Source organism: Roseococcus sp. (assembly GCF_965227005.1).
Taxonomy (GTDB): domain Bacteria; phylum Pseudomonadota; class Alphaproteobacteria; order Acetobacterales; family Acetobacteraceae; genus Roseococcus.
This window is the reverse complement of the sequence record NZ_CBDDFJ010000017.1, coordinates 399,718-426,456: the sequence shown is the minus strand read 5'-3', so window position 1 is coordinate 426,456 and position 26,739 is coordinate 399,718. Positions and strand designations below refer to the sequence as shown.

26 protein-coding genes are annotated in these 26,739 nt (G+C 68.7%); 11 read left to right on the top strand and 15 right to left on the bottom strand.

What is annotated here, in order from left to right:
* Positions 1-20 precede the first annotated feature (20 nt).
* The 3 genes from ACO057_RS08530 (at position 21) to ACO057_RS08520 (ending at position 3,958) form a co-directional block, all read left to right on the top strand.
* Positions 21-1,007: a Bug family tripartite tricarboxylate transporter substrate binding protein gene (locus ACO057_RS08530; protein WP_421990586.1), complete on the top strand. Its 987-nt coding sequence runs from the start codon at positions 21-23 to the stop codon at positions 1,005-1,007.
* A gap of 110 nt (positions 1,008-1,117) precedes the next feature.
* A complete protein-coding gene (locus ACO057_RS08525) occupies positions 1,118-2,110 on the top strand; it encodes a Bug family tripartite tricarboxylate transporter substrate binding protein (protein ID WP_421990584.1) in 993 nt (330 codons plus the stop codon).
* 57 nt (positions 2,111-2,167) lie between these two features.
* Positions 2,168-3,958 (top strand): flavin-containing monooxygenase, encoded by a 1,791-nt coding sequence (locus ACO057_RS08520; protein ID WP_421990582.1) that lies wholly within the window; start codon positions 2,168-2,170, stop codon positions 3,956-3,958.
* 3 nt (positions 3,959-3,961) lie between these two features.
* Here ACO057_RS08520 and rfbA read toward each other — a convergent pair whose 3' ends face one another.
* Together rfbA and rfbB are read right to left on the bottom strand one after the other, a co-directional pair.
* Entirely contained in the window at positions 3,962-4,846 is an 885-nt protein-coding gene (gene rfbA / locus ACO057_RS08515; RefSeq protein ID WP_421990580.1) for a glucose-1-phosphate thymidylyltransferase RfbA, read from the bottom strand.
* Positions 4,843-5,898 carry a dTDP-glucose 4,6-dehydratase gene (gene rfbB, locus ACO057_RS08510; protein WP_421990578.1) on the bottom strand — a complete coding sequence of 352 codons (1,056 nt, stop codon included), beginning with the start codon at positions 5,896-5,898 and terminating at the stop codon, positions 4,843-4,845. The genes rfbA and rfbB overlap by 4 nt, the downstream gene beginning before the upstream one ends.
* Positions 5,899-6,121: 223 nt before the next feature.
* On the opposite strand from rfbB, the gene kdsA reads away from it, so the two are divergent.
* Complete coding sequence (kdsA, locus tag ACO057_RS08505; RefSeq protein ID WP_421990576.1) at positions 6,122-6,955, top strand: 3-deoxy-8-phosphooctulonate synthase; 834 nt, start codon at positions 6,122-6,124, stop codon at positions 6,953-6,955.
* Between the two features lie 3 nt (positions 6,956-6,958).
* On the opposite strand, the gene queF is transcribed toward kdsA, so the two are convergent.
* From queF to queA, 3 genes are read right to left on the bottom strand one after another with little or no spacing between them, the layout of a single operon-like run.
* Positions 6,959-7,441 carry a preQ(1) synthase gene (queF, locus tag ACO057_RS08500; RefSeq protein ID WP_421990574.1) on the bottom strand — a complete coding sequence of 161 codons (483 nt, stop codon included), beginning with the start codon at positions 7,439-7,441 and terminating at the stop codon, positions 6,959-6,961.
* The gene (gene tgt / locus ACO057_RS08495; RefSeq protein WP_421990572.1) at positions 7,438-8,556 is read right to left on the bottom strand and encodes a tRNA guanosine(34) transglycosylase Tgt; all 1,119 of its coding nucleotides are present in this window, start codon (positions 8,554-8,556) and stop codon (positions 7,438-7,440) included. Before tgt ends, queF begins: the two co-directional genes overlap by 4 nt.
* Positions 8,553-9,623: a tRNA preQ1(34) S-adenosylmethionine ribosyltransferase-isomerase QueA gene (gene queA, locus ACO057_RS08490; protein ID WP_421990570.1), complete on the bottom strand. Its 1,071-nt coding sequence runs from the start codon at positions 9,621-9,623 to the stop codon at positions 8,553-8,555. Before queA ends, tgt begins: the two co-directional genes overlap by 4 nt.
* 174 nt (positions 9,624-9,797) lie before the next feature.
* Here queA and ACO057_RS08485 point away from each other — a divergent pair, with 174 nt between their 5' ends.
* The 6 genes from ACO057_RS08485 (at position 9,798) to bcp (ending at position 13,649) form a co-directional block, all read left to right on the top strand.
* Positions 9,798-10,220, top strand: coding sequence for a globin family protein (locus ACO057_RS08485; protein WP_421990568.1), 423 nt, complete (start codon positions 9,798-9,800; stop codon positions 10,218-10,220).
* A gap of 98 nt (positions 10,221-10,318) precedes the next feature.
* Entirely contained in the window at positions 10,319-10,741 is a 423-nt protein-coding gene (locus ACO057_RS08480; protein ID WP_421990566.1) for a globin domain-containing protein, read from the top strand.
* A gap of 117 nt (positions 10,742-10,858) precedes the next feature.
* The gene (locus tag ACO057_RS08475) at positions 10,859-12,079 is read left to right on the top strand and encodes an MFS transporter (RefSeq protein ID WP_421990564.1); all 1,221 of its coding nucleotides are present in this window, start codon (positions 10,859-10,861) and stop codon (positions 12,077-12,079) included.
* A gap of 25 nt (positions 12,080-12,104) precedes the next feature.
* Positions 12,105-12,542, top strand: a complete 438-nt coding sequence (locus ACO057_RS08470) for a hypothetical protein (RefSeq protein ID WP_421990562.1) — start codon at positions 12,105-12,107, stop codon at positions 12,540-12,542.
* Positions 12,543-12,546: 4 nt separating this feature from the next.
* Complete coding sequence (locus ACO057_RS08465) at positions 12,547-13,182, top strand: aspartate/glutamate racemase family protein (protein WP_421990560.1); 636 nt, start codon at positions 12,547-12,549, stop codon at positions 13,180-13,182.
* Positions 13,179-13,649 (top strand): thioredoxin-dependent thiol peroxidase, encoded by a 471-nt coding sequence (gene bcp, locus ACO057_RS08460; protein ID WP_421990558.1) that lies wholly within the window; start codon positions 13,179-13,181, stop codon positions 13,647-13,649. The genes ACO057_RS08465 and bcp overlap by 4 nt, the downstream gene beginning before the upstream one ends.
* A gap of 6 nt (positions 13,650-13,655) precedes the next feature.
* On the opposite strand, the gene ACO057_RS08455 is transcribed toward bcp, so the two are convergent.
* Genes ACO057_RS08455 through ACO057_RS08440 form a run of 4 tightly spaced genes read right to left on the bottom strand, consistent with a single transcriptional unit; the run spans position 13,656 to position 18,705 of the window.
* The gene (locus ACO057_RS08455; RefSeq protein WP_421990556.1) at positions 13,656-14,621 is read right to left on the bottom strand and encodes a Bug family tripartite tricarboxylate transporter substrate binding protein; all 966 of its coding nucleotides are present in this window, start codon (positions 14,619-14,621) and stop codon (positions 13,656-13,658) included.
* A 28-nt stretch (positions 14,622-14,649) separates the two neighbouring features.
* Complete coding sequence (locus ACO057_RS08450) at positions 14,650-15,816, bottom strand: acyl-CoA dehydrogenase family protein (RefSeq protein WP_421990554.1); 1,167 nt, start codon at positions 15,814-15,816, stop codon at positions 14,650-14,652.
* A gap of 16 nt (positions 15,817-15,832) precedes the next feature.
* Entirely contained in the window at positions 15,833-17,923 is a 2,091-nt protein-coding gene (locus ACO057_RS08445) for an acetate--CoA ligase family protein (RefSeq protein ID WP_421990552.1), read from the bottom strand.
* The gene (locus tag ACO057_RS08440) at positions 17,923-18,705 is read right to left on the bottom strand and encodes an enoyl-CoA hydratase/isomerase family protein (RefSeq protein ID WP_421990550.1); all 783 of its coding nucleotides are present in this window, start codon (positions 18,703-18,705) and stop codon (positions 17,923-17,925) included. Before ACO057_RS08440 ends, ACO057_RS08445 begins: the two co-directional genes overlap by 1 nt.
* 173 nt (positions 18,706-18,878) lie before the next feature.
* Between ACO057_RS08440 and rfaD the strand changes: the two genes are divergently transcribed.
* A complete protein-coding gene (gene rfaD, locus ACO057_RS08435; protein ID WP_421990548.1) occupies positions 18,879-19,862 on the top strand; it encodes an ADP-glyceromanno-heptose 6-epimerase in 984 nt (327 codons plus the stop codon).
* A 27-nt stretch (positions 19,863-19,889) separates the two neighbouring features.
* Here the strand turns inward: rfaD and ACO057_RS08430 are convergent, their stop codons facing one another.
* The 6 genes from ACO057_RS08430 to ACO057_RS08405 all read right to left on the bottom strand — a co-directional run bounded on the left by ACO057_RS08430 (position 19,890) and on the right by ACO057_RS08405 (position 26,535).
* The gene (locus ACO057_RS08430; protein ID WP_421990546.1) at positions 19,890-20,177 is read right to left on the bottom strand and encodes a hypothetical protein; all 288 of its coding nucleotides are present in this window, start codon (positions 20,175-20,177) and stop codon (positions 19,890-19,892) included.
* A gap of 86 nt (positions 20,178-20,263) precedes the next feature.
* Complete coding sequence (locus ACO057_RS08425; protein WP_421990544.1) at positions 20,264-20,959, bottom strand: SCO family protein; 696 nt, start codon at positions 20,957-20,959, stop codon at positions 20,264-20,266.
* 51 nt (positions 20,960-21,010) lie between these two features.
* Positions 21,011-22,063 (bottom strand): ribonucleotide-diphosphate reductase subunit beta, encoded by a 1,053-nt coding sequence (locus tag ACO057_RS08420; protein WP_421990542.1) that lies wholly within the window; start codon positions 22,061-22,063, stop codon positions 21,011-21,013.
* 151 nt (positions 22,064-22,214) lie between these two features.
* Entirely contained in the window at positions 22,215-24,065 is a 1,851-nt protein-coding gene (locus tag ACO057_RS08415; protein ID WP_421990540.1) for a ribonucleoside-diphosphate reductase subunit alpha, read from the bottom strand.
* Positions 24,066-24,420: 355 nt separating this feature from the next.
* Entirely contained in the window at positions 24,421-25,707 is a 1,287-nt protein-coding gene (locus ACO057_RS08410) for an ArgE/DapE family deacylase (RefSeq protein ID WP_421990538.1), read from the bottom strand.
* Positions 25,708-25,854: 147 nt separating this feature from the next.
* Complete coding sequence (locus ACO057_RS08405) at positions 25,855-26,535, bottom strand: hypothetical protein (protein ID WP_421990536.1); 681 nt, start codon at positions 26,533-26,535, stop codon at positions 25,855-25,857.
* Between the last annotated feature and the right edge of the window lie 204 nt (positions 26,536-26,739).

The following is a 26,739-nucleotide window of genomic DNA, read 5'->3' as shown; positions in this document are numbered from 1 at the left end:
GAAAAGACTTGGGAGTGAACATGCCACAAGAACATAGCAATATCGGCCGCCGGGCCTTGCTCGCCGCCGCGGCCGTCACCGCCGCGACGGGCGGCCGGGCGGAGGCCCAGGGCCTCGCGGGGGGAAAGCCCGTCTCCATCATCCTGCCCTATGCGCCGAGCGGGGGTCAGGAAGTGCTCACGCGCCTGCTGAGCGAGACCTTCATGAAGCGCTTCGGCGGCACCTATGTCGCCGAGCACCGCCCCGGTGCGGGGACCACGCTGGCCGCGCGCCATGTCGCGCGGGCGCGGCCGGATGGGACGACGCTGTTCCTCGCGACCAACGTCACCTTCAGCCAGGCGCAGTTCGCCTATCGCAATCCGGGCTTCGAGCCGGATACCGACTTCACCCATATCAGCCTCCTGGCCGAGGCCCTCTACTTCATGGCCGTGACGCCGCAATGGGAGAGCATCGGGCAGCTGGTGGCCGAGGCCCGGCGCCGGCCGGGCGAGCTCGCCTTCACGAGCTGGGGCGTGGGTTCCGTCGCGCATCTTCTCGGCGTCGACTTCTGCCGTCGCGAGGGGATCGACATGATCCACGTGCCCTTCAACGGCACCGCGCCCGCCCTGACGGAGGTGATGGCCGGCCGCGCGGCGATGATCTTCTGCATCATGTCCACCTGCCGCCCGCACGTGGAAGGCGGGCGGCTGCGCGCCCTGGCCACGCCTTCGCCGCAGCGCATTCCTGACTTCCCCGAGGTGAAGACGATGGTGGAACTCGGCTATCCCGATTTCGTCACGCTTCCCTGGTTCAGCCTCTCGGCGCCGGCGGGCCTGCCCGCCGAGATGGCCTCGGCCCTGGAGGCGGCGACGATCGAGGCGCTGTCGAGCGATGAGGCGAAACTGCGCCTCTCGCAGCTGGGGCTGATCCCGGCGGCGCGGGGCGCCAATGACATGCGCGCGCGGATCCAGAGCGACCGCGTCGTCAACGAGCGGCTGATGCGGCAGGCCAATATCGAGCCGCAATGAGGCAGCGGACCGCCGTCGAGGGCGATGGCGGGCAGTGAGACGTCGAGGCGCCCGCGGTGCGATCCGCGGGCGAAAACAAAAGCGGGAAAAATCCCCAGGGAGGAACTGTCATGTCCATCACCACGGCCCGGATTTCACGCCGCGCAGCTTTGCTTTCGGCAGGCTCGGCGCTTGCGCTTCCCGCCATCGGCCACGCCCAGGCCTGGCCCGCGCGCCCCATTCGCATCGTCATTCCCTTCGGGGCGGGCGGCTCGGTCGATGTCGTCGGGCGCACCCTGGCGGCGAAGCTCAGCCAGATCTTCGGCCAGCCCGTGGTCGTGGATAACCGGCCCGGCGGGGCCACTTCCATCGGCGCGCTGCATGTCGCCCGCTCGGCGCCCGATGGCTACACGCTGTTCTACGGCACGCCGGCCACGCAGATCATCAATCCCTCCCTGCTGACGAACCTGACCTATGATCCCGACGGCGACCTGACCGCCACCGGGAGCGTCATGCGGGCGCCCAATCTCCTGGTGATCCATCCCTCGCTGGGGGTGCGCGACGTGCCCGGCCTCATCGCCAAGGCCAAGGAACGGCCCGGGGAGCTGGTCTATGTGAGCAGCTCGATCGGCTCGTCCAATCACCTGTCGGGCGAGATGCTCTGCAGCATGACGGGCATCCGCATGATGCACTCGCCGGCGAGCAACTTCGGTATCTATTCGGCGGACCTTCTGGCCGGCCGGAGCCATATGTGCTTCGGCACGATCTCCGACATGATGCGGCTGACGGCAGGGGGAGGATTGCTGCGTATCGCCGTGACCTCGGCCGAGCGCTCGCCGCTGCTGCCCGATGTGCCGACCGTCGCGGAAACGGTGCCGGGCTTCGAGGCGACCGCCTACAACTACATCGCCGTCCCCGCCGGGACGCCGCGGAACATCATCCTGGCCCTCAATGCGGGATTCAACCGCGCGCTCTCCGATCCGGCCGTGTTGGCGCATATGGCCGAGACCGGCTTGACCCCTATCGCCACCGACACGCCCGACGATGCGCAGACGACGATCATGCGCGAGCGGGCCCGCTGGAAGCGCGTCATCGAAGGCGCTGGGATCAGGCTCGATGGGTAGCCCCTCGGAGAACCGGCGCCGCCGCGTGAGCTTCTCTCCCTCAAAAGGACGACCGGCATGAACCATGTCCCCTTTGCCCAGGACACCTCCCGCCAGAGTGATTCCGCCCTGGTCGTCCAATGGCTGGAGGCCCTCGACGCCGCGCTTTCCGGCCCGGATGTCGCGGCGCTGGAGGCGCTTTTTGCCCAGGATGGCCATTGGCGCGACCTTCTGGCCTTCACCTGGTCCATCACGCCCTCCGCCGGGGCCGGACGGATCGCCCGCGCCCTGGCGCAGGCGCAGGACGAGATGCGGGCGCGGGGCTTCAGGCTGGCGGCGGGCCGCACGCCGCCGCGCCGCCTGCGCCGGCTGGGCGAGGAGGTGATCGAGGCGATCTTCCAGTTCGAGACGCTTCACGGCCGCTGCGATGGCGTCGTCCGGCTGAGGGCCGACGCCCCCTCGCAAGCCTGGGTCCTGCTGACCTCGCTCGAGGAACTGCGGGGCTTCGAGGAAAAGACCAACCGGCGGCGGCCCTCCGGTGAGGCCTATTCGCGGAACTTCGGCGGTGACAACTGGCTCGACCAGCGCCGCAAATCCGAGGCCTTTGCGGGGCGCGATCCGGCCGTCCTCGTGATCGGCGGGGGGCAGGCGGGCCTCGCGATCGCGGCGCGGCTCAGGCAATTGGAGGTCGATACCCTCGTCGTCGAGAGGAACGCGCGGATCGGCGACAACTGGCGCAACCGCTACCATTCCCTGGCCCTGCACAACCAGATCCAGGTCAATCATCTGCCCTATATGCCGTTCCCGCCGACCTGGCCGAAATATCTGCCCAAGGACATGCTGGCGAACTGGCTCGAGACCTATGCCTGGGCGCAGGAGCTCAATGTCTGGACCGGCACCGAGTTCGTCGGTGGACATTATAATGAGCAGGAAGGGCATTGGGACGTCCTGCTGCGCGGCGCGGACGGCACCGAGCGGCGCTTCTCGCCGCGGCATGTCATCTTCGCCAATGGCGTGAGCGGCATTCCCCGCACGCCCGCGCTGCCGGGGCTGGAGGAATTCACCGGGCAGGTCCTGCATTCGCACGGCTATCGCGAGGGCAGCGCCTGGCGCGGCCAGAAGGCCCTGGTCCTGGGGACGGGCAATAGCGGGCATGACGTGGCGCAGGATCTCCACAGCCATGGCGTGGACACCGCGATCATCCAGCGCGGCTCGACCACCGTCGTGAGCATCGACCCCAGCGCGAAGCTCAACTACGCCCTCTACGACGAGGACGCTCCGCTGGAGGATTGCGACATCATCGCGACCTCCTCGACCTATCCGCTTCTCATCAAGGGCTACCAGATGGCGGTCCAGCGGATGGTGGAATACGACAAGGACCTCATCGCCGGGCTGATCGGGAAGGGCTTTCAGTACGATCTCGGCGAGGACGGCACCGGCCACCAGATGAAGTATCGCCGCCGCGGCGGGGGCTATTATCTCGATGCCGGCTGCTCGGACCTGATCATCAAGGGCGAGATCGGGCTGCTGCAATTCGACCAGATCGAGCGCTTCTGCCCCGAAGGCGTGCGGATGAAGGACGGCTCCGTCCAATCCGCCGACCTTCTGGTTCTCGCCACCGGCTATCACACGCAACAGGAGCTCGTTCGCCAGCTCCTGGGCGACAGGGTGGCGGAGAAGATCGGCGAGGTCTGGGGCATCGGCGACGACGGCGAGATGGCGAATATGTGGAAGGCAACGGCCCAGCCGGGCCTGTGGTTCATGGCCGGCGCCCTGCCGCAATGCCGCATCTATTCCAAGTACCTCGCCCTCCAGATCAAGGCGATCGAAGAGGGGCTGATGCCGGTACCTTCGATGGAGGCGGCGTGATTTTCACGCGAGCTCTCCATTGGCGAGTTCGATGAGGTACTGGCCATAGGCGGTCTTTCCGAGAGCCTTTCCGCGGACGCGCAGTTCCTCGGCGGTGAGGAAGCCGCGCCGATAGGCGATCTCCTCGGGGCAGCCAACCTGCAGGCCCTGCCGCTCCTGCACGGTCTGCACGAAGGTCGCGGCCTGGAGCAGGCTGGCGGGCGTGCCGGCGTCCAGCCAGGCGCAGCCGCGCCCGAGCTGCTCGGCGCGCAGCGTGCCGTCGCGCATGTAGATCTCGTTGAGATCGGTGATCTCGAGCTCGCCGCGCGCGGATGGCACCACCTGCCGGGCGAGTTCCGTCACGCGCTTGTCGTAGAAATACACGCCGATCACCGCCCAGTCGGATTTGGGCTTGAGCGGCTTTTCCTCCAGCGAGATCACCCGCCCCGTCGCGTCGAATTCCGCCACGCCATAGCGCTCGGGATCGGCGACGCGATAGCCGAAGACCGTTGCCTCGCCCTCGGTTTCGGCCCGGCGTGCGGCACTCAGCAGCCGCTCGGAGAGGCCCTCGCCGTAGATGATGTTGTCGCCGAGCGCGAGCGCGCAGGCCTGCCCGCCGATCCAGTCCGCGCCGATCACGAAGGCCTGGGCCAGGCCGTCGGGCGAGGGCTGCTCGGCATAGGTCAGCGTCACGCCGAAGGCGCTGCCATCGCCCAGCAGGCGCTGGAAGCTGGGCAGGTCGGCCGGGGTGGAGATCAGCAGGATGTCGCGGATGCCCGCCAGCATCAGCGTGCCCAGCGGGTAATAGACCATCGGCTTGTCGTAGACGGGCAGCAGCTGCTTGCTCGCCGCCAGCGTCATCGGGTGCAGCCGCGTGCCCGAGCCGCCGGCCAGGATGATACCCTTCATGCGCCGTTCCCCAGTCGTTGTCCGGCATAGGCCTGGTCGCGGATCGGCCGCCACCAGGCCTCGTGGTCGAGATACCAGCGGATGGTGTGCTCCAGCCCGGTCTCGAAATCGTATCGCGGCTTCCAGCCAAGCGCGGCCTCGGCGCCCGGGGGGTCCATGGCGTAGCGGAAGTCGTGGCCGGGGCGGTCGCGCACGAAGGTGATGAGGCGCGAGCGCGGGCCGGCGGGGTCGGGGCGCAGGCGGTCGAGCACGGCGCAGATGCCGTGCACGACCTCCAGGTTGGTGCGCTCCTGGCGCGGGCCGATGCAATAGGTCTCGCCGGGCTGGCCGCGCAGCAAAGCGAGCACCAGGGCCTCGGCATGGTCCTCGACATGCAGCCAGTCGCGCACATTGGTGCCCTCGCCGTAGACGGGGAGCGGCTTGCCCTCCAGGGCGTTGAGGGTGACGAGCGGGATCAGCTTCTCGGGGAACTGCCAGGGGCCGTAGTTGTTCGTCGTGTTGGAGACGAAGGAGGGAAATCCATAGGTGTGGTTCCAGGCGCGGACCAGGTGGTCGGAGGCGGCCTTGGAGGCGGAATAGGGGCTGCGCGGGTCGTAGGGCGTCTGAGGGGTGAAGGGCGCGTCGCCGGGGTAGAGCGAGCCGAAGACCTCGTCGGTGGAGACGTGGTGGAAGCGGAAGGCGGATTTCGCCTCGCCCTGCAGGGTGTTCCAGTATTCGCGCGCGGCCTCGAGCAGCACCTGGGTGCCGACGACGTTGGTGCGGATGAACTCGGCGGGGCCGTCGATGGAGCGGTCGACATGGCTTTCGGCGGCGAGGTGCATCACGGCCGTGGGGCGGTGGGCGGCGAAGGCGGCGCGCATCGCCTCGGGGTCGCAGATATCGGCGCGGATGTGGAGGTGGCGCGGATCGGCGGCGTGCGGGGCCAGCGAGGCCGGGGTGGCCGCATAGGTCATCTTGTCGATGTTCACGACCGCATGATCCGTCGCCGTCAGAAGGCGGCGCACCACGGCCGAGCCGATGAAGCCAAAACCGCCCGTAATGAGAAGCGTCAAAGTGCCTCCGGTGAGACTGGCGTGAGAGAAAGCGGCGGGTTGCCGTCATCGTATAGGGGATCAGGAAACGGGCGGTAACGGGTTGGGAATATGTCATGCGTGTGGCCCGGGCGAGCCATGTCCCGGTTGGCGCGGGGCGCGGCTGCGCCTAAGAGCGTGCCGAACCCCAGCGGCCCGCCGATCCGTGTCCCGGAAAGGCAGCTCTTCTCCAAGGAATTCCGCCATGCAGGACACCGAAGTCGCGATCGGCCCGGTTACCCTCGGCAATCGCCTGCCCATCGCCCTCATCGCCGGGCCCTGCCAGATGGAAAGCCGCGCCCATGCGCTGGAGACGGCCTCCGCGCTCAAGGAGATCGCGGGGCGCCTGGGCTTCGGGCTGATCTACAAATCCTCCTACGACAAGGCCAACCGCACCTCGGCCAAGGCCGCGCGCGGCATCGGCCTGGACAAGGCGCTGGAGGTCTTCGCCGAGATCCGCGAGAGCCTCGGCCTGCCCGTGCTGACCGATGTGCATGACGCCGCCCAATGCGCCCCCGTCGCCGAGGCGGTGGACGTGCTGCAGATCCCCGCCTTCCTCTGCCGCCAGACGGACCTGCTGCTTGCCGCCGCCGCCACGGGCCGCGCGGTGAACATCAAGAAGGGCCAGTTCCTCGCGCCCTGGGACATGAAGAACGCGGCCGCCAAGGTCACCGGGGCGGGTAATCCGCGCGTGATGCTGACCGAGCGCGGCGCCTCCTTCGGCTACAACACCCTAGTCAGCGACATGCGCGCGCTGCCCATCATGGCGCGCGACACCGGCCTGCCCATCGTCTTCGACGCGACGCATTCGGTGCAGCAGCCCGGCGGGCAGGGCACCACCTCGGGCGGCCAGCGCGAATTCGTCGAGACGCTGGCCCGCGCGGCGGTGGCCGTGGGCGTGGCCGCGGTCTTCATCGAGACCCATGAGGATCCCGACAACGCGCCGTCGGACGGGCCGAACATGGTGCCGCTGAAGGAGTTCGAGGCGCTGGTGGGCCGCCTTCAGCAGATCGACCGTCTGGTGAAAGGCTGGGGCTGAGCTTCAGCCCCGGCCGCGATAACCGGGCACGTCCTGCGGGGGAATCCACACCCCCTCGGGCGCGGCGGAGGTCTGGTAGAAGACGTCGATGGGGATGCCCCCGCGCGGATACCAGTAGCCGCCGATCCGCAGCCAGGCGGGGTCCAGCAGCGCCACGAGTCGTCGCGCGATGTCGATCGTGCAGGCCTCGTGGAAGGAGCCGTGGTTGCGGAAGCTGCCCAGGAAGAGCTTCAGGCTCTTGCTCTCCACGATCCAGTCGCCCGGCACATAGTCGATCACCAAATGCGCGAAATCCGGCTGGCCCGTCAGCGGGCAAAGCGAGGTGAATTCGGGCGCGGCGAAGCGGATGCAATAGGCGAGGTCGGGATGCGGGTTGGGCACGCGCTCCAGCACCGCCTGGTCGGGCGAGGCGGGCAGGGGCGTGTGCGCGCCGAGCTGGGTGAGCCCGCCCGTTTCCGTCCTGGAGATCTCGGTCTTGCTGGTCATGCCTCGTCCTCTCCGTTCCAGCCGGCCTCGATGGCGGCGGCCTCCACCTCGAAGCGGCGCTCCAGGATCGCCCCGCGCATCCGCGCCATCAGGTCCTGGTAATACTGGATATTGTGCCAGGTCAGCAGGATGGGGCCGAGCATCTCGTCGCATTTCAGCAGGTGGTTCAGATAGGCGCGGCTGTGGTTGCGGCAGGCCGGGCAGGAACAGCCGGGATCGAGCGGGCGGTCGTCCTCGGCGTGCTTGGCGTTGCGCAGGTTGAGCTGGCCGCGCGAGGTATAGGCGCGCCCCATCCGGCCCGAGCGCGTGGGGATCACGCAGTCGAACATGTCGACGCCCCGGCGCACCGCGCCCAGCAGGTCCGAGGGCTTGCCCACGCCCATCAGGTAGCGTGGATGCGTCTCGGGCAGCATGGGCACGGTGAAGTCGAGCGTGGAGAACATCGCCTCCTGCCCCTCGCCGACGGCCAGGCCACCGATGGCATAGCCCTCGAAGCCGATGCCGCGCAGCGCCGCGGCGCTTTCCGCGCGCAGGTCCTCATAGGTGCTGCCCTGGACGATGCCGAAGAGGCCGTGGCCGTCGCGCGCCTCGAAGCAGGTGCGGCAGCGCGCGGCCCAGCGCATGGACAACCGCATGGACTTGGCCGCGACCTCATGCGTGGCGGGGAAGGGCGTGCATTCGTCGAAGCACATGGTGACGTCCGCGCCGAGCAGGCGCTGGATCTCCACGCTGCGCTCGGGCGTGAGGCGGTGCTTGGAGCCGTCCACATGCGACTGGAAGGTGACGCCGTCCTCGTCCAGCTTGCGCAGCCCGGCGAGGCTCATCACCTGGAAGCCGCCGGAATCCGTGAGGATCGGGCCCTTCCAGTCCATGAAGCGATGCAGCCCGCCGAGGCGCGCGATGCGCTCCGCCCCGGGGCGCAGCATGAGGTGATAGGTGTTGCCCAGCACCATCCGGGCGCTGGTGGAGCGCACGCCGTCGGCGGTCATCGCCTTCACCGTGCCGGCCGTGCCGACGGGCATGAAGACCGGCGTGGGCACCGTGCCATGCGCCGTGTGCAGCGTGCCCGCGCGCGCGCGGCCGTCCGTCTGCTGGTGGGACCATTGGAGCGTCATAGAGCGAGATCCGCCTCCTCGCGGAAGAGCAGCGACGCATCGCCATAGGAGAAGAAGCGGTAGCCATCGGCCACGGCATGGGCATAGGCGCGGCGCATCCGCCGCGTGCCCGCGAAGGCGGAAACCAGCATCAGCAAGGTGGATTTCGGCAGGTGAAAATTGGTCATCAGCAGATCGGCCGCGCGGAAGGGAAAGCCCGGCAGGATGTAGATGTCCGTGAGGCCGGAAAACACCGGGATGGGCGCATGGCGGTCCTCCACCCCACGCGCGGCGGTCTCCAGCAGCCGCAGCGCCGTGGTGCCGCAGCAGAGCACGCGCCGGCCCTCGGCGCGGGCCGCGTTGATGGTGGCCGCGGCCTCGGCGCCGAGCTCGCCCCATTCGTGGTGCATGACGTGGCGGTGAGGGTCCTCCTCGCGCACCGGCAGGAAGGTGCCCGCGCCCACATGCAGCGTGACCGTCGCCCGCTTCACGCCCCGCGCCTCCAGCGCCGCGATCATCGCCGGGGTGAAGTGCAGGCTGGCCGTGGGGGCGGCGACCGCGCCCGGCCGCGCGGCGAAGAGGGTCTGGTAATCCGCGCGGTCCTCGGCGCCGGGGCCTGACTCGCGTTGGATATAGGGAGGCAGGGGGATCTCGCCGGCCTGCTCCAGCGCGGCCATGAGGCGTGCAGGATCCGCGCCGAAATCCAGCCGCGCACTGCCGCCCTCGAACTTCTCCAGCACGCGCGCGGTGAGCTCGGCGCCCTCGATCGCGATCTCGTCGCCCACGCGCAGGCGGCGGGCGTTGCGGATGAGGGCGTGCCAGCTTCCGTCGCCCTCGGCACGGTTGAGCATGACCTCGATGCGCGCCTCGCCCCGCCGCGCGCGCAGCCGGGCGGGGATGACGCGGGTGTCGTTGACCACCATCACGTCGCCCGGCTCCAGGAAGGAGGCCAGGTCGCGCACGCCGCGATCCTCCAGCGTGTCGCCGCGCACGACGAGCATGCGGGCCGCGTCGCGCGGGCGCACGGGCGCCTGGGCGATGGAGGCCTCAGGGAGGGTGAAGTCGAAATCCTGGATCGAAAGGGACATGGGTCGCCGCGGTTAGCCCGTGGCGGCCCCCGGTGCAAATCAGGGGGCAAATCGGGAGTGCAGATCGCGGCTTGCCCCGGAGGGGAAGCTTCCCACCGCGACGCACGCGACAATTGCCGCCATCCGCCCGCGACAGGCCTGCCGGAACATCCCAGCAACAGTCAGGAATCCGCGATGCATCCCCATCGGATCAGGCTCGTGCGCGCGAGTTACGCCAAGGTCGCCCTGATGGGGCCGAGGACGGCGCGCCTCTTCTACGGCCGGCTCTTCGACCTCGATCCCTCGGTCGAGCGCCTGTTCAACCTCTCGCGCATGCGCTCCCAGGGCACGAAGTTCATGGCGGCCCTGTCCTTCGTGGTCGATCACCTCGACCGGCCGGAGCGCCTCCACCCCGTCGCGCGGGAGATGGCGCTGCGCCATCTGGGCCATGGCGCCCGGCGCGAGCACTACATCCCCCTCGGCGAGGCCCTGCTCTGGACCCTGGAGCAGGGCCTCGGCGCCGATTTCACGCCCGAGCTGCGCGGGGCCTGGGCCGAGGCCTATGTCATCCTCGCCTCGGTCATGACCGAGGCGGCCTATCCGGAGATGGCGGCATGACCCCCGCCGCGACACACGCGACAGACCCGACCCTCTGGCGACAACTGGCCGCGACGTGGCGGGTCCAACCTTGCCGTGGGGCAGTGGAGATTCGGGGCGTGGACGAGACGAGCATCGGGCTGATCCGCGCGAGCTTCGCGCAGGTCGTGGCCATCGCTTCGCCGGCGGCCATCCTCTTCCATGGCCATCTCTTCCGCATCGATCCCTCGACCGAGGCGGTCTTCCGACGGGCCGACATGCGGGCGCAGGGTGCCAGCTTCATCGCGGCCCTGGGCCTTGCCGTCGCCACGCTCGGCGAGCCCGAACGGCTGCGGCCCGTCGCGCGCGGCCTGGCCCGCCGGCTCGCGGCGCGCGGGCTGCGGGCGGAGCATTTCGCCTCGATCGGCGCGGCGCTGGACTGGATGCTGGAGGAATGCCTGGCGGAGGATTTCACCCCGGTGCTGCGCGCGGCCTGGAGCCAGGCCTATCGGGAAGTGACGGCGGCGATGACCGGGCGGGACTTCCGCGCCCTGGCCGCCTGAACGCCTTATACCGCCGGCGCATGGCGCGACCCGCGTAACGCGCGATTGCCGCATTGCCGCCGGGCGTGTGAGCATCCGCGGACCAGAGGCGTGTCCAGCAAGGCGAGTCCAAGAAAAATGTCGACCACCAGCCGCAACGCCGGCCTCCTGATCGCCTGCGCCGTCGCGGCCGCGGCCCTCGCCATGGGGCTGCGCCAGAGCTTCGGCCTCTTCCTCGCGCCCATGACCGCCGAGCGTGGTTGGACCACCTCCGGTTTCGCCCTCGCCATCGCCTTCCAGGTGCTGCTGAACGGCTTTGCCCAACCGATCGCGGGCCAGATTGCCGACCGCATCGGCGCGCGGCCCGTGGTGCTGGGCGGGGCGATCCTTTACGCGGCGGGCATCCTGGGCATGGCGCTGAGCGAGGGGCTGCCGCTCTTCACCTTCTTCGCAGGCGTCGTGATGGGCGTGGCCGTGGCCGCCGCCGGCATGCCGGTGATCAGCGCGGCGCTGACGCGCGGCCTGCCCGAGCATATGCGCGGCCGCGCGGTCGGCCTGGGCACCGCCGGCTCCAGCTTCGGCCAGTTCCTGGTCGTGCCGCTGAGCCAGCTCGGCATCAATTTCGCGGGGTGGCAGGGGGCGCTCTTCCTCATGGCGGGGATGGCGCTGCTGATGATCCCGCTCTCCCTGCCGCTCGGCGCCGCCCCCGCGCCGCCCAAGCCTGGCACGACCGAGCAGACAGCCGGCGAGGCGCTGCGCGCGGCCACGTCCTCGCCGAGCTTCTGGTGCCTCTTCGCCGGCTTCTTCGTTTGCGGCGTGCATGTGAGCTTCCTGGCCGTCCACCTTCCGGGCTTCGTGGCGACTTGCCATCTGCCCGCCTCGGTCGGCGCGGCCTCCATCGCGCTGATCGGGCTGTTCAACGTGGTGGGCTCGCTCACCGCCGGCGAGCTCTCGCAGCGCTGGAAGCGACGGGAGCTGCTGGTGGCCATCTATGCCTTGCGCGGCGTGCTGATGGCCGTCTTCCTCTTCGCCGAGAAGACCACGACCAATGTGCTGATCTTCTCCGGCTTCATGGGGCTGCTATGGCTGTCCACGGTCCCGCCGACGGTGGCGCTCTGCGCGCGCAACTGGGGCACGCGCTGGCTGGCGACCATCTTCGGCATCATCTTTCTGGGCCATCAGCTCGGCGGCTTCACCGGCGCCTTCCTCGGGGGATATATCTTCGACCTGACCGGCAATTACGACATGATGTGGAGCATCTCCATCGCTTTCGCGGCCTTCGCGGCCTTCATCCATCTGCCGATCAAGGACGGTCCCGCCATCGCGGGCCTGACGCCGCCGGCCCGGCAGGCTACATAGGGTCATGATGTTGCCAGGAGTTCCCATGCTGCGCCGACGTTCGCTGCTTCCCATCGTGTCCGGCCTGCTGGCCGCTCCCGCCTTGGCCCTGGCGCAGACCCGCCAGGGTCCGCCTCATGAATGGATGTTCGGCGGCTGGACCGGCGGTATCTTCCCCGTGGTGGACACCGACGGTCCGGCCTGCTTCGGCAATGCCACCGTCATCGTGACGCGCGACATCGTGATGCGCGTCTCCAGCCTCGACGTCGCCTTCCGCCAGCGGGCGATCGAGACGGTCGCCATCACGCCCGACGGGCTCGAATTCCGCCTGGTGCCGCTGGGTGGCGGACGGCCGATCCCCGAGACGGGCTTCGGCTGCGACGGCAATCCGAACCTGCTGCGCGTCGTGCGCCGTGGCGAGAACGAGGTCATCTTCCCCAATTGCGGCGAGTTCCCCGGACCGCTCCAGCGGTGCAAGGGCTGAACCGATGGCCCGCATCACGCTGATCCACGCGCTGCGCCATTCGCCGCCGCCGATCGAGGCCGCCTTCGCCCGGCTCTGGCCCGGCAACACGCTGATGAACCTGATGGATGACAGCCTCTCGGCCGATCTCGCCCGCCAGGGCAAGCTCACGCCCGAGATGACGCAGCGCTTCCGCACCCTCAGCGACTACGCGACGGGGACGGGGTCCGACGCCATCCTCTTCACCTGCTCCGCCTTCGGCCCCTGCATCGAGGCCGTGGCCGCCGAGCATGCGCCCATGCCCGTGCTCAAGCCGAACGAGGCGATGATCGAGGAGATCCTGGCCTCGGGGGCGAAGAAGGTCGGGCTTCTGGTCACCTTCCAGGGCACCATCCCCTCGATGACGCCGGAATTCCCTGCCGATATCGAGGTCGTGCCCTGCGTGGCCGAGGGCGCGCTGGCGGCGCTCGATGCCGGGGATGTCGCGACGCATGACCGGCTGGCCACCGAGGCCTCGCTCAAGCTCAAGGATTGCGACGTCATCGCGCTCGGCCAGTTCAGCCTGGCCCACGTGGCGCCGATGGTGGCCGCGGCGACGGGCAAGCGCGTCTTCACCACGCCCGACAGCGCGGTGCGCAAGCTGCAGAAGTTGCTGGCGTGAGCGGGCCCGCCCTCGGCGAGGCTGCGCCCGACTTCACCCTGGCCGCCTCGGGCGGCCGGACGGTCAGCGCGGCCGCGCTGAAGGGCGCGCCCTATCTGCTCTACTTCTATCCCAAGGCGAGCACGCCCGGCTGCACCACCCAGGCCTGCGGCATCCAGGAGGCGCTGCCGGCCCTGGGCAAGACCGGGCTGACGGTGATCGGCGTGAGCCCGGACGCCATGCCCGCCATCGAGAAATTCGCGAAGAAGCAGAACCTCACCTTCCCGCTGGCGAGCGACCCCGAGCACCAGCTGGCCGAGGCCTATGGCACCTGGGTCGAGAAGCAGTTCATGGGCCGCCGCTACATGGGCTTCGAACGGTCGAGCTTCCTCGTGGACAAGCACGGGAAGATCGCCGCCATCTGGCGCAAGGTGAAGCCCGACGCCCATGCGGCCCAGGTGCTGGAGGCCGCGAAGGCCCTGGGCTGACGGGCGCTACCCGGCCAGCAGCCCCAGCCGGCCGAGCACCGCGCGGTTCACCTCGATATTGCGCGCCACGCTGGCCCCATATTCCTCGGGGCCCAGATACTCGACCTCCATCTCGGCCGCGGTGAGGATGGCGAGATGGGTCGGGTCGTTCAGCGCCTTGTGGAAGGCCTCGTTCAGCGTCGCGACGACCTCGGGCGCCAATCCCTTCGGGCCGGCGAAGCCGTAGGAGCCGGTCTGCACGATGTCCACGCCCAGTTCCCGCAGGGTCGGCACATCGGGCAGCGAGGCCAGGCGGCGCGGCCCCCAGCAGCAGAGCGCGCGCATCTGGCCCTGGCGCGTGAACTCCGTCCAGCCGCTGCCCACCATCGCGGTCACGGTGCCGCTCAGCACGGCCGTGGGCGATTCGGTGCCGCCGCGGAAGGGCACGGCGGTCAATTGCACGCCGTAATGCTCGGCGATGCGCTCGGTGGTGATATGCGGCGCGCCGCCCACGCTCGTATGGGCGTAGCTGATCTCGCCGGGCTTTTCCTTCGCATGGGCCATGAACTCGGCGAGCGTGCGGAAGGGGCTGTCCGCCCGCACGGCGATGCCGAAGACATAGCCGGTCAGCTGGCTGATCCAGGTGAAGTCGCGCAGCGGATCATAGGGCGCGTTGCGCGTCGTCAGCGGGTAGCTGAACACGTTGGAGGGCATCTGGCCGAGCAGATGGCCGTCCGCCGCGCGGTCATTGGCGAGCGCGATGGCGCCCAGGATCGCCGAGGAGCCCGAGCGGTTCTCGATGACGATGGACTGCCCCAGATGCTGCGAGGCCGCCTGGCACAGCGCGCGCATCTGCACATCCGTGCCGCCGCCCGGCGCGAAGGGGATGATCATCCGCAGCGGACGGTTGGGAAAGCGGGCTTGGGCGTGGACGGCGGGCGCGGCGAGAAGCCCCGCGCCCGCCGCCGGAAGCATCCGGCGGCCGATCATCATTCTTCGTTTCCCCCTTGGTCGTCTTCGCTCAGTTGTATTGCTTGAGCGTCCGCCGGGCGATCGCCATGCGATGCACCTCCGAGGGGCCCTCATAGATCCGCATCACGCGCACCTGCTGCGCCATCAGCTGCAGCGGCAGCTCGCGCGTCATGCCCATGGCGCCGAAGGCCTGCATGGCGTGGTCGACGATCTCGGTCGCCATCTCGGTGGCGAAGACCTTGATCATCGAGGCCTCGTTGCGCACGTCTCCGCCCGCATCCAGCGTGGCCGCACCGGCCTGCACCATCAGCCGGCAGGCGTGGATCTTGGTGGCGGCATCGGCGATCCACCACTGGATCGCCTGGCGCTCGGAGAGCGGCACGCCGAAGGTGCTGCGCTGCTTCACCTGCACGCACATCATCTGCAGCGCGCGCTCGGAGATGCCGATGCAGCGCGCGCCCAGCTCCAGGCGGCGCACGTTCAGGCGCAGCTGCATGGGCTCGTAGCCCTGGCCGACCTTGCCGAGCACGTTGCGGTGGGGGACGCGGCAATCCTCGAAGACCAGCTCATAGGTGCGCCGGCCGCCGATCATCTTGATCTGCCGCTCGATGATGAAGCCGGGCGTGCCCTTGTCCACCAGGAAGGCGGTCACGCCATCGGCGCGCTTGCCGGGGCTGGTGCGCGCCATGACGATGATGAAGTCCGACGCCGGGACGCGGCTCACCCAGATCTTGCGGCCGTTGATGATCCAGTCGTCGCCGTCCTGCACGGCCTTGGTGAGCATGCCGGCCGGGTCGCCGCCGGCGCCGGGCTCGGAGATGGCGATGCAGGACTTCTTCTCGCCGGCCGCATAGGGGGCGAGGTAGTGCTCGCGCTGATAGTCGTCGGCGACGGCCAGCATCATGTGCAGATTGGGGCTGTCGGGCGGGAAGAGGAAGGGCGTGCAGGTGCGGCCCAGCTCCTCCTGGACGAGGATGAGCGCGGAGCTGGGCATATTCGCCCCGCCCAGATTCTCGGGCACGTCCAGGCCCCAGAGCCCCAGCTCCTTGCAGCGGGCGTGCAGCGGGGCCTCCTCCTCGGGCGTGAGGCTGAGCGCGCCGCCCTCGGATTCCCGTGCGAGCACGGCGGGCTCCAGCGGCATCAGCTCGCGATCGACGAACTTGCGCACCAGCTCCTGGAGCATGCGGTGCTCTTCGGGGATCTCGATCAGGGACATGGCGTGTTTCCTTGTGTCAGCGAGGGACCAGCAGGCCGTCGACCGCGACGGCGCCCTGGCCTTCGGCCCGGATGATGAGGGGGTTGATCTCGGCCTCTGCGACAGGACGGCCAGGCAGGGTGGCCAGCAGCGAGAAGGCGCGGATGGCCTGGGCCAGCGCCTCGACGTCGCCGCGTGGCAGGCCGCGGAAGCCCTGGATCAGCTGGAGTTCCGGCAGCTCGGCGATCATCGCGCGCGCCTCGCCGAGATCCACCGGCGCGAGGCGCACGGCGAAGCTGCGCTTGAGCTCCGCCATGACGCCGCCCATGCCCAGCAGGACGATGGGCCCGACCTCGGCATCCTCGCGATAGCCCAGGATGACCTCCTGGAGGCCGCGATGCATGGGCGCGACGAGCACGCCGTCGATCCGCGCCTGCGGGAAGGCCGCGCGGGCCTTGTCCAGCAGCTCGGTCACCGTGGCGCGGATGGCGGCCCGGCCCTCGACATTGAGGCGCACCAGCCCGGCATCCGTCTTGTGCAGGATGTCGGCCGAGACGACCTTCACGGCGACGGGACCGGCGAACTCGTCAACTTCCTCGGGCGAGGCGACGACCACCGCGCCGGGCGGCTCGATGCCCAGTTCGGCGAAGACGGCGCAGGCCTGCATCTCGTTCAGCGCGCCCCTGGGCGAAGCGGCCAGGCGACGCGCGGCGGCCTCGGTCTCGCCGGCGACCAGCCCGGCCCAGAGATCGCGCGGCGCGCGCCAGTTCAGATAGGCATGCACCGCGTCGGCGCAGGATTCCGGCGTGCGGAAGGCGGCGATGCCGGCCTCGTCCATGCGGCGCAGCGTGTCGTCGGCCTGGGGCGCGGCGAAGACGGCTAGCGGCCGGGGCGAAGGCAAGGCGGGCGCGATATGCGCGATCGAGCGATCGGCCGAAACCCGCGCGCCGGAGCCGAGCACCGCCACCACCGCATCGCTGTGGTCGGAGGCCACGAGCTCACGCAGCACGAGGCTGAACCGCTCGGGGCCGGACATGCCCATGGGCAGGTCGATCAGCGGCGCATCGGTGACCTCGATGGTCTGGGCGGCGAGGCGGGCGCGCATATCCTCGGGCGGGGGCAGCAGTTCGTCGCCCATCAGGCCGAGGCGGTCGATCACCATGGCCGCGCCGCCGCCGGTGGCGGTGAGTGCGGAGAGGCGGCGGCCGCGCGGGGGGCTGTGGCCGAGGATGAGGCGCGGCAGTTCCACCAGCGCCTCCAGCGTCTCGACGCGCAGAATGCCGTGGTCGCGGAAGAAGGTGGCGGCCAGCTCGTCGCCGCCGACCATGGCGCCGGTGTGCGACAGGGCGAGGCGCCGGCCCAGCTCCGAGCGGCCGAGCTTATAGGCGATGATGGACTTGCCGAGCGCATGTGCCCGCCGCGCGGCAGCGGCCAGGCGGTCGGCGTCGCGGAAGGTTTCCAGGAAGAGGAGGACGATCCGCGTCTCGGGATCCTCCACCATCATCTCCGCGATCTCGCCCACGCCCAGGTCGCACTCGTTGCCGACCGAGACCATGCGCGAGAAGCCGAGCCCGCGTGCGGCGCAGCGCGAGAAGAGCGCGCCCATCATGCTGCCGCTCTGCGACACCATGCCGAGCCAGCCGGGCCGCAACTCCTCGGCCTCGATGGCGACGTTGAGCGTCAGCGCCAGGCGGTCGGGCACGCTGAGCAGGCCGAGGCAGTTCGGCCCGACCAGCCGCAGCCCGCCGGCCCGCGCCGTCTCGACGATGCGCCGCTGGAGCGCGGCCCCTTCCTCGCCGGATTCCGCGAAGCCCGCGCTGAAGATGGTGGCGACCTTCACGCCGATCTCGCAGCAGCCCTCGACGGCGGCGAGGATGGCGGGGGCGGGCACCATGAGGAAGGCGTGGTCGATGTTGTCGCCGGCGTCGCGGATATCGGCGACGGCGGGCAGGCCCATGATCTCGCGGCGGCCGGGATTCACCGGGACGATGCGGCCGGCGAAGCCCTCGCGCTGCAACAGGCGCTGGGCGCGGGAGTTGTTCTTGGCCGGATCGGCCGAGGCGCCGATCAGGGCGACGCCGCGCGGCGCGAAGAGCGCCTGGGAGAGCCCCTGGGAGAGAGAGGACATCAGCTGCCGGTGAAGGCGGGAGCGCGGCGCTCGGACATGGCCTTCACGCCCTCCTTGAAGTCATTGGTCTCGCGCAGCCAGGTCTGCTGGGCCAGCTCATGGGCGGTGGCGCGCTCATAACCCTCGGACAGGCCCGCGCGCATGGTGGCGCGGGTGGCGGCGATGGCGAGCGGCGCGGCGCCGGCGATCTCCAGCGCCAGGGCCTGGGCGGCCTTCAGCACGCCGTCCTGCGGCACGATCTCGTCGGCCAGCCCCATGGCCAGGGCTTCCTCGCCCGTGAAGCGGCGGCCCGTATAGAAGAGCAGCGCAGTCTTCTGCGCGCCGATCAGCCGGGGCAGGGAGGCGGTGAGGCCGAAGCCGGGGTGGTAGCCAAGCCGGGTGAAGTTCGCGCTGAAGCGCGCCTCGGGGCAGGCGATGCGGAAATCCGCGACGACGGCGAGGCCGAGGCCCGCGCCCACGGCCGCGCCCTGCACGGCGGCGACGATGGGCTTCCTGGTCTGCAGCAGCCGCGCGCCCTCGGTGTAGATGGTGCGGCCGGAGGCATTGGCGTCGCCGGCCTTGCGCCCGCGCTGGGAGAAATCGGCGCCCGCGCAGAAATGCTTGCCTTCGCCCGCCAGCACGACGGCGCGGCAGGCCGGGTTCGCGTCGAGCGCTTCCAGCGCGTCGGCGATCTGCGCGGTCAGGGTCAGGTCGATGAAGTTGTTCGGGGGACGGCAGAGCCAGACCGTGGCGACGTGGCCCTCGATCTCGACACGCACTTCGGGCGGGTTGGTCTCGGTCATGGATTTTCCTCCTGACCTTCGTTGGCAGCGGAAGGCGCGGGACGCAACTCCCTCGACGGTGGATATTCGTCCACCAGCCCGATCCCATTGCCGATCTCTCTGGCGATCCCGGCAGGGCCTTGTAAAAGCCTGCGGGAGGCCCGCGGCCGTCCCCACCGAAAGGAACACCGATCTTGATCCTGCTGACAGGCGCCGCCGGCTTCATCGGTTCGAACTTCCTCGCGCGGCTCAACGAGGCGGGCATCACGGATGTCGTCATCTGCGATGCGCTCGGCACGGAAGGAAAATGGCGCAACCTGCGCCAGCGCGAGTTCCACGACTTCGTGCCCATCGAGAAGCTGGAGGCCTGGCTGGCCACCGCGCCCGCGCTGGAGGGCGTCGTGCATCTCGGCGCCAATTCGGACACCACGGCCGCCGATGGCGACGAGGTGATGGACCGCAATTTCGGCTTCTCGCTGATGCTGTGGAATCACTGCACGCGCACCGGCACGCCGCTGCTCTACGCCTCCTCAGCGGCCACCTACGGCAATGGCGATGGCGGCTTCAGTGACCAGGACACGCCCGGCCATCTCGCGACCCTGGAGCCGCTGAACCTCTATGGCTGGAGCAAGCATATCTTCGACCGCCGCGTGGCGCGCGATGTCGAGCAGGGGCGGCCCACGCCGCCGCGCTGGTATGGGATGAAGTTCTTCAACGTCTATGGGCCCAACGAGTACCACAAGGCGCATATGCGCAGCGCTGTCTTCAACGTGACGGGCACCGCGATGAAGGGCGAGGCCGCGCGCCTCTTCGCCTCCGACCGTCCCGACTATGTGGATGGCGGGCAGATGCGCGACTTCGTCTTCGTGGACGACATCTGCGACATCATGCTGTGGCTGCTGCGCGGATCGGCGCCTTCGGGTCTTTATAATCTCGGATCGGGCCAGGCCCGCAGCTGGGACGATCTCGCCAAGGCCGTCTTCGCGGCCCTTGGCCAGCCACCGGCCATCGAATACGTGCCCATGCCCGAGACGCTGCGCGGCAAGTACCAGTACTGGACCGAGGCCGACATGACCAAGCTGCGCCGCGCCGGCTACAACGCATCCACCACCTCGCTGGAGGAGGGGGTGGCGCGCTACGTCCGGGACTTCCTCGCGAAGGGCAATCGATACCGGTAGCGCCCCGGCCTGAGCGCCGGGGGCGGCTTACTGTTCGCCGACCGCCTCGGGATGCCGCAGATGCCACAGCCGCTCATGGGCGGCGACCAGCGTCTCGATGTTGCGGCGGCGGTTGATGTCGGGCGAGACGGGGCGGCGCGTCAGCATCATCTCGAGCACGCGCAGCAACTGCTCGGCCACCTCGAAATCGCCCTGATCGCAGGCCTGGTGGAAGGCGACCAGGATCTTGTCGGAAAGCCGTCTTCCCTGGCGTGGAGCGGAACCGGCCCGGGCGGCGTCTTCTCCGCCTTCGCTCCGGTCATCCTCGTCAGCCATGCGCTACTCCTTCGGGACCGACGCCGTGCCGGTTCGGCGAATCCAATGCGAGGTTTATGCGCTGAATCGACGCGCTTCGCCAAGAGTCACGAACCGGCTCGCACCGCGGCGCGCATCTGGCCTCCGACCGCCGCGGCGATCTGTTCCGGGGTCATTTCAGGGCGGAAGAGCGAACGGACGCGACCATCCGGCCCGACCAGATAGATGAAGCTGGAATGGTCCATCAGATAGTCGGTCATGTCGGGGCGCTGCGCGCGGGCGTAATAGACCCGGTAGCGACGCGCCACCGCCGCGATCTGCTCGGGCGTGCCCGTCAGCCCCTGCAGGCGCGGATGGAAGCGCGGGACGTAGTCGGCCAGGGCCGCGGGCGTGTCGCGCGCGGGGTCGATGGTGATGAGCAGCGGGGTCACCGCCTCGCCCTCCGGGCCCAGGAGATCGATCGCGGCGGCCATGGTGCCGAGTTCGGTCGGGCAGATATCGGGGCAATAGGTGAAGCCGAAATAGACGAGCAGCCAGCGGCCGGCATAGTCGCGCTCGGTGACGGCCTTGCCGGTCTGGTCCACCAGCTCGAAAGCGCCGCCGAGCGAGATGCCGCCGGGCATCTGCATCCCGCCGCCGCCGGCCGAGGGCACGGCCATTTCTTGGCCGAAGACCCCGGCCAGGCGGGCCGCGAAGGCCTCGCCCAGCGTTTCGTTCGGACCCTTGGTGGTCCAGGCGTAGCCCCAGATGCCCGCGACGAGCGCGAGGAGGAGCAGGGAGGAAATCCGGATGATGCGCAGCATGGTCGAAGGGGATTACGCCCCCCCGGCCATTGCTTCAATGGCGGCGTGCCGTCAGTGGCGTCCGTTCAGATCGATCTGCCCCTCGGGCTGGGGCGAGCTGAAGACGTCGCCCGCGAAAGCCTCTTCCCAGGAGCCTTCCGTCGAGGCCTTCGAATACTCGGTCGAACGGTTCTCGAAGAAGTTCGTATGCTCGATGGCGTTCAGCATCTCGTCGAGCCAGGGCAGGGGGTTCTTCTCGACGTGATAGAGCGGCTCCAAGCCCAGCTGCTGCAGGCGGCGATCGGCGATGAAGCGGATGTACTCCTTCGTCTCCGCCGCGCTCAGGCCCTGCACGGGGCCCATGCTGAAGGCGAGGTCGATGAAGGCGTCCTCGTGGTCCACGATGGTCGCGCAGATGAGGTAGAGGTCGCGCCGAAGTTCCTCGTTCCAGATCTCCGGATTCTCCTGCACGAAGGTGCGGAAGAGGCGGATGACGGAGAGGCAGTGTAGCGTCTCGTCGCGCACCGACCAGGTCACGATCTGACCCATGCCCTTCATCTTGTTGTGGCGCGGGAAGTTCATCAGGATCGCGAAGGAGGCGAAGAGCTGCAGGCCCTCGGTGAAGGCGCCGAAGGCGGCAAGCGTCTTGGCGATCTCGGTCTTGTTCTCGACCGAGAAGTTCTGCATGTAGTCGTACTTCTCCTTCATCTCCTTGTATTTGAGGAAGGCGGAGTACTCCATCTCGGGCATGCCGATGGTGTCGAGCAGGTGGCTATAGGCCGCGATATGGATCGTCTCGATATTCGAGAAGGCCGAGAGCATCATGAGCACTTCCGTCGGCTTGAAGACCTGGGAGTAATGCTTCATGTAGCAGTTGTTCACCTCGACATCCGCCTGGGTGAAGAAGCGGAAGATCTGCGTGACGAGGTTCTTCTCGGATTCCGTGAGGTTCTTCTGCCAGTCCTTCACGTCGTCCGCCATCGGGACTTCCTCGGGAAGCCAGTGGACGCGCTGCTGCATCAGCCAGGCGTCATAGGCCCAAGGGTAGCGGAAGGGCTTGTAGACGGGGTTGGCTGTCAGGAGGTCGAACTTGACGGGCAGTTCGTCGAGGGTGCCGTCGGCCATGGGGGCGCCTTGGGTTTGATGGGTTTAAGGCCAGGGGCTCTGCCCCTGGACCCCGGCAGGAAACTCAGTTTCCTGCACCTTCGATCCGGAAAGGGGCCAGGGCCGGAAGCCCTGGCGGGGAAGTGTGAGGGGGCAAAGCCCCGTCACGTTCTTACTGGCAGGCGAGGCATTCCTCGTAATCCGTCGAAGCCGGCGCCGGCGGCGTCAGCAGCTGCAGCGCGAGCTGCTCATCCGTGTAGCCGAGCCGCGGCTGCACCGCGACCTTCTCGCTGATCGTATCGGCCCGCGCCATCGACAGCGAGCGGCAGTAGTAGAGCGACTTCAGGCCCTTCTTCCACGCGGACATGTGGATCTGGTGCAGGTCGCGCTTGTGGACGTTCGCCGGCAGGAAGACGTTCACCGACTGCGACTGGCAGATGAAGGGCGTGCGGTCGGCCGCATGCTCGATCACCCAGCGCTGGTCCAGCTCGAAGGCGGTCTTGAAGGTCGCGCGCTCCTGGTCGTCCAGGAAGTCCAGATGCTGCACCGAGCCCTTGTTGACCGTGACCGTGGTCCAGGTGTCCTCGTCGTCGCGCCCGTGCTTCGCGAGTACCGCCTTCAGATAGGGGTTGCGCACGATGTAGGAGCCCGAGAGCGTCTTGTGGTTGTAGACGTTCGCTGCGATCGGCTCGATGCCCGGCGAGGCGCCGCCGCAGATGATCGAGATCGACGCGGTCGGCGCGATCGCCATCTTGTTGGAGAAGCGCTCCAGGAAGCCGTATTCGGCCGCGTCGGGGCAGGGCCCTCGCTCCTCCGCCAGAAGACGCGACGCCGCATCCGCCTGCTCGCGGATGTGCTTGAACATCTTCTTGTTCCACACCTTGGCGATCACGCTCTCGAAGGGAACGTTCAGCCCCTGCAGGAAGCTGTGGAAGCCCATCACGCCGAGGCCCACCGAACGCTCGCGCATCGCGGCGTAGCGTGCGCGGGACATGCTGTCGGGCGCGGTGTCGATGAAGTTCTGGAGCACGTTGTCCAGGAACCGCATGATGTCGGTGATGAAGCGCGGATCGTCCTTCCACTCCATCCAGGTCTCGAGATTGAGCGAGGAGAGGCAGCACACGGCGGTGCGCTGCTCGCCATGCTGGTCGAGGCCCGTAGGGAGCGTGATCTCGCTGCAGAGATTGGAGGTCTTCACCTCGAGGCCCGCGAGCTTGTGGTGCTCGGGGCGCGCGCTGTTCACGTGGTCGGAATAGACGATGTAGGGCTCGCCGGTCTCGATGCGCGCCGTCAGCAGCCGGATCCAGAGCGAGCGGGCCGAGAGCGAGCGCACCGGCGCGCCGTCCTTGGGGGAGGTCAGCGTCCAGAGCTCGTCGGCCTCGACGGCGCGCATGAAGGCGTCGCTGATGAGGATGCCGTGGTGGAGGTTCAGCGCCTTGCGGTTCGGATCGCCGCCGGTGGGGCGGCGGATCTCGATGAATTCCTCGATCTCGGGGTGGCTGATCGGCAGATAGACCGCCGCCGAGCCGCGCCGCAGCGAGCCCTGGCTGATGGCCAGCGTCAGGCTGTCCATGACGCGGATGAAGGGGACGATGCCGGAGGTCTTGCCGTTCTGGCCGACCTTCTCGCCCAGCGAGCGCAGATTGCCCCAGTACGAGCCGATGCCGCCGCCCTTGGAGGCGAGCCAGACATTCTCGTTCCACAGGCCGACGATGGATTCGAGGCTGTCATTGGCCTCGTTGAGGAAGCAGCTGATGGGGAGGCCGCGCGTGGTGCCGCCATTGGACAGCACGGGGGTGGCCGGCATGAACCAGAGCTTGCTGATATAGTCGTAGAGCCGCTGTGCATGGGCCGCGTCGTCGCCATAGGCCGAGGCCACCCGCGCGAAGAGGTCCTGGTAGCTTTCTCCGGGCAGGAGATAGCGGTCATCGAGCGTGGCGCGGCCGAAATCCGTGAGCAGGGAGTCACGGCTGCGATCCGTCTGCACCTGATGGTGCCCCTGAAGTTGAATGGCGTCGAACACGGTCAAATCCCCTCAATCCCCAGCGGCGGAACATGCCTCACTCGACCGGGGTTATCAACAGGCTCGCTAGATATAGGGAGCTATGGTCTGGGCACACACAACATGGAGTGGTGGGCGCGAATTTCACGAAGGCTTAGGAAGTCTGCGGTTGTTCTTGCTTCGTTCATATGGGCGCGAATCTAAGCCGGAGCAACCGGCTGTGTCATGGCAGCAACATGACAAGCGCGGAAGCTGGTGATTCGGTTATCCCCAGCTTCCACAGACTCCACAGCTTGGGGCTCGGCGGCCGCGCGGATACGCGATCTGGGGTCGGGGCGGGGAATCCGCCCCCAGACCGGCGCGTCGGGTCCCGCGGTCAGTCGATGGCTTGGAGACCGCACCAATCGGCGATGAAGGCGGCCATCGCCAGGGTCGTGGTCTTGAGATGCTCCAGATTGGTCCGCTCGTCGAAGGCATGGGCGCCCTCACCCTTGGGCCCGTAGCAGAGCGCGGGCATGTCGAAATACAGCCCGTAGAATCGGGTGTCGTTCACCGCCGTGGTGATCCGCGCGCTCATCTCCTGCCCGAAGGCGGCCCGATGCGCCTCGGCCAGGACGGTCTCGGCCTCGCTGCCGGGCTCCAGCACGTAGCCATCGGCGAGGAAGCCGTTCCACTGCACCTCGGGCGGGTTGTTGGCGAGGAAGTGGTCGGTCTTGGCGGCATCCGCCACGGCCTTCTCGACGGCGCGCTGCTGGGTCGCGATGTCCTGACCCGGCAGCAGACCGATCCGGCAGTCGATCTCGCACCAGGCCGGGGTCGAGCTCGCCCAGTCGCCGCCGCGGATCATGCCGGGATTGAACTTGATGGGATCCTGGATGCCGGAATACCACTTGTCCGTCTTGGCGGTCTCGTTCAGCTGGCGGGTGTGCTCCTGCAGCGCCTGGATGAGGTGGTAGCCGCTCATGATGGCGTTGCTGCCGGACTGCGCCACGGCCACATGGACCGGCACGCCGCGCACCCGGATCCTGAACCACAGCGTGCCGGTATGGGCGCGGGTGATCGTGCCGCCGGTGGGCTCGGGGATCAGGCAGGCCTCGGCGCGGTAGCCGCGCAGCAAGGTGGCGAGTGCGCCGTTGCCGGTGCTCTCCTCCTCGGTGACGGTCTGGAGATGGACGTCGGCGGCCGGGGCAAAGCCGGCGGCGCGCAGCGCCTCCATGGCGAAGCACATGGCCGAGACGCCCGACTTCATGTCATGCGCGCCGCGGCCGTACATCCAGCCGTCCTTCACCGTGCCGCCATAGGGCGGGAAGCTCCACATCTCGACCGGACCCTCGGGCACCACGTCGATATGACCCTGGATGATCAGGCTGCGGCCGGCGGGCGAGGCGCAGCGCTTGGTGGCCACGACCTGGAAGGATCCGGCGGGGTCGACCCCCACCATGGGGCTGGCCTTGGGATGGTCAAGCCAGTGGACATCGGCGATGGAGAAGCGGTCCACCGTGTAGCCGCGGCCGCCGAACCAGCGATACATGTGGTCCTGCAAGGGCGCCTCGCGACCGCGCAGCGAAGGATGGCGGACGATGTCGGCCAGGAAGCGGACCTGCTCCTCGAAATTGGCCTCGACGGCATCCGAGAGCTTCCGCAGCGTGGTCTTGTCGGGCATGGGGCCTCTTCCATCTCAGTCTTGGTCGTCGTGGCCCTTGTAACGCAATCCGCGGCGCGGCGCTGCGGGGCGGGCAAGATAATCGGCGGGAATGGGGCCGCGATTCCATCGCGGATGGGGATCGGCGCCGGCGCTGGACACCCCGACTCAGGCGAGGGCGAACTCTTCGGCGAAGCGGCGAGAATGCCCGCGCGCGGTGCCGGGGGCGGCGGGCGCGGGGCGGGCGCGCTGGGCTTCGGAGCGCGCGATGAGAACTTTGGCGCTCAGCAGCCGCGACCCCTCGTGGCCGGTCAGCAGCACGGCCGGCCCGCCGTCGATGCCGTGCTCGGCCAGCAGCGCGCGGCCCCGCCGGACCGCGGCGCCGGCGGCGGCGACCAGGACCGGATTGGCGCTGCCGACCAGATCCGCCGCGTTGTGCAGGCCGATCTCGCGGAGCACCGTCTCGACCGTCCGCAGGTCACCCGTGTCGCGGCCGTTCACGAAGCGGGCGATCTGCAGGGCCTGAAGCCAGGCGCTCTGGCGGTCGGGGCGGGTGCGCGCGACGGCGATCACCGCCAGGGTCGCGGGCCAGGCATCGAGATGCGCCGAGCCGCCATTCAGCAGGGTGCGATAGGCTCGGGTGAAGGGCTGGCCGGTGTGCTGGGCCACCAGGCGATCCGTGCTCCAGATGAGCTCGGCAAATTCGGCGTCGATCGGACGTGCCTCGTCCGGCAGGCCGGTCGGCAGCAGGTCTATGCCGAAGCCGTCCTCGCGCATTCGCTCGAGGACGGGCGAGGCGCCGTAGCACCAGCCGCAGAGGGGATCGAAGATGAATGTGGCAATTGTCATGCAATCTCCGGGGACAACAATCGCACATGTAAACCCTGGAAGATACTGCCAAGGAATTGAGGAAAAATAAGCTTAAAGTTGACAATATGTTCCTGGTGTTGCCCCGGCAGATGGCCCGCTTATCCCGGGCGTCGAGGTTCGGCCCGCCACCTGGCTGAAGCGCCTGGCTGATCACGCGCACGACGCGGCGGGCCGGGCTGGCAT

Excerpts from the sequence above, each read along its gene's own strand:
- ACO057_RS08530 (WP_421990586.1), top strand. The coding sequence starts at position 21 with ATGCCACAAGAACATAGCAATATCGGCCGCCGGGCCTTGCTCGCCGCC.
- ACO057_RS08525 (WP_421990584.1), top strand. The coding sequence starts at position 1,118 with ATGTCCATCACCACGGCCCGGATTTCACGCCGCGCAGCTTTGCTTTCG.
- ACO057_RS08520 (WP_421990582.1), top strand. The coding sequence starts at position 2,168 with ATGAACCATGTCCCCTTTGCCCAGGACACCTCCCGCCAGAGTGATTCC.
- rfbA (WP_421990580.1), bottom strand. The coding sequence starts at position 4,846 with ATGAAGGGTATCATCCTGGCCGGCGGCTCGGGCACGCGGCTGCACCCG.
- kdsA (WP_421990576.1), top strand. The coding sequence starts at position 6,122 with ATGCAGGACACCGAAGTCGCGATCGGCCCGGTTACCCTCGGCAATCGC.
- queF (WP_421990574.1), bottom strand. The coding sequence starts at position 7,441 with ATGACCAGCAAGACCGAGATCTCCAGGACGGAAACGGGCGGGCTCACC.
- tgt (WP_421990572.1), bottom strand. The coding sequence starts at position 8,556 with ATGACGCTCCAATGGTCCCACCAGCAGACGGACGGCCGCGCGCGCGCG.
- queA (WP_421990570.1), bottom strand. The coding sequence starts at position 9,623 with ATGTCCCTTTCGATCCAGGATTTCGACTTCACCCTCCCTGAGGCCTCC.
- ACO057_RS08485 (WP_421990568.1), top strand. The coding sequence starts at position 9,798 with ATGCATCCCCATCGGATCAGGCTCGTGCGCGCGAGTTACGCCAAGGTC.
- ACO057_RS08475 (WP_421990564.1), top strand. The coding sequence starts at position 10,859 with ATGTCGACCACCAGCCGCAACGCCGGCCTCCTGATCGCCTGCGCCGTC.
- ACO057_RS08470 (WP_421990562.1), top strand. The coding sequence starts at position 12,105 with ATGCTGCGCCGACGTTCGCTGCTTCCCATCGTGTCCGGCCTGCTGGCC.
- ACO057_RS08465 (WP_421990560.1), top strand. The coding sequence starts at position 12,547 with ATGGCCCGCATCACGCTGATCCACGCGCTGCGCCATTCGCCGCCGCCG.
- ACO057_RS08455 (WP_421990556.1), bottom strand. The coding sequence starts at position 14,621 with ATGATGATCGGCCGCCGGATGCTTCCGGCGGCGGGCGCGGGGCTTCTC.
- ACO057_RS08450 (WP_421990554.1), bottom strand. The coding sequence starts at position 15,816 with ATGTCCCTGATCGAGATCCCCGAAGAGCACCGCATGCTCCAGGAGCTG.
- ACO057_RS08445 (WP_421990552.1), bottom strand. The coding sequence starts at position 17,923 with ATGTCCTCTCTCTCCCAGGGGCTCTCCCAGGCGCTCTTCGCGCCGCGC.
- ACO057_RS08440 (WP_421990550.1), bottom strand. The coding sequence starts at position 18,705 with ATGACCGAGACCAACCCGCCCGAAGTGCGTGTCGAGATCGAGGGCCAC.
- ACO057_RS08430 (WP_421990546.1), bottom strand. The coding sequence starts at position 20,177 with ATGGCTGACGAGGATGACCGGAGCGAAGGCGGAGAAGACGCCGCCCGG.
- ACO057_RS08425 (WP_421990544.1), bottom strand. The coding sequence starts at position 20,959 with ATGCTGCGCATCATCCGGATTTCCTCCCTGCTCCTCCTCGCGCTCGTC.
- ACO057_RS08420 (WP_421990542.1), bottom strand. The coding sequence starts at position 22,063 with ATGGCCGACGGCACCCTCGACGAACTGCCCGTCAAGTTCGACCTCCTG.
- ACO057_RS08410 (WP_421990538.1), bottom strand. The coding sequence starts at position 25,707 with ATGCCCGACAAGACCACGCTGCGGAAGCTCTCGGATGCCGTCGAGGCC.
- ACO057_RS08405 (WP_421990536.1), bottom strand. The coding sequence starts at position 26,535 with ATGACAATTGCCACATTCATCTTCGATCCCCTCTGCGGCTGGTGCTAC.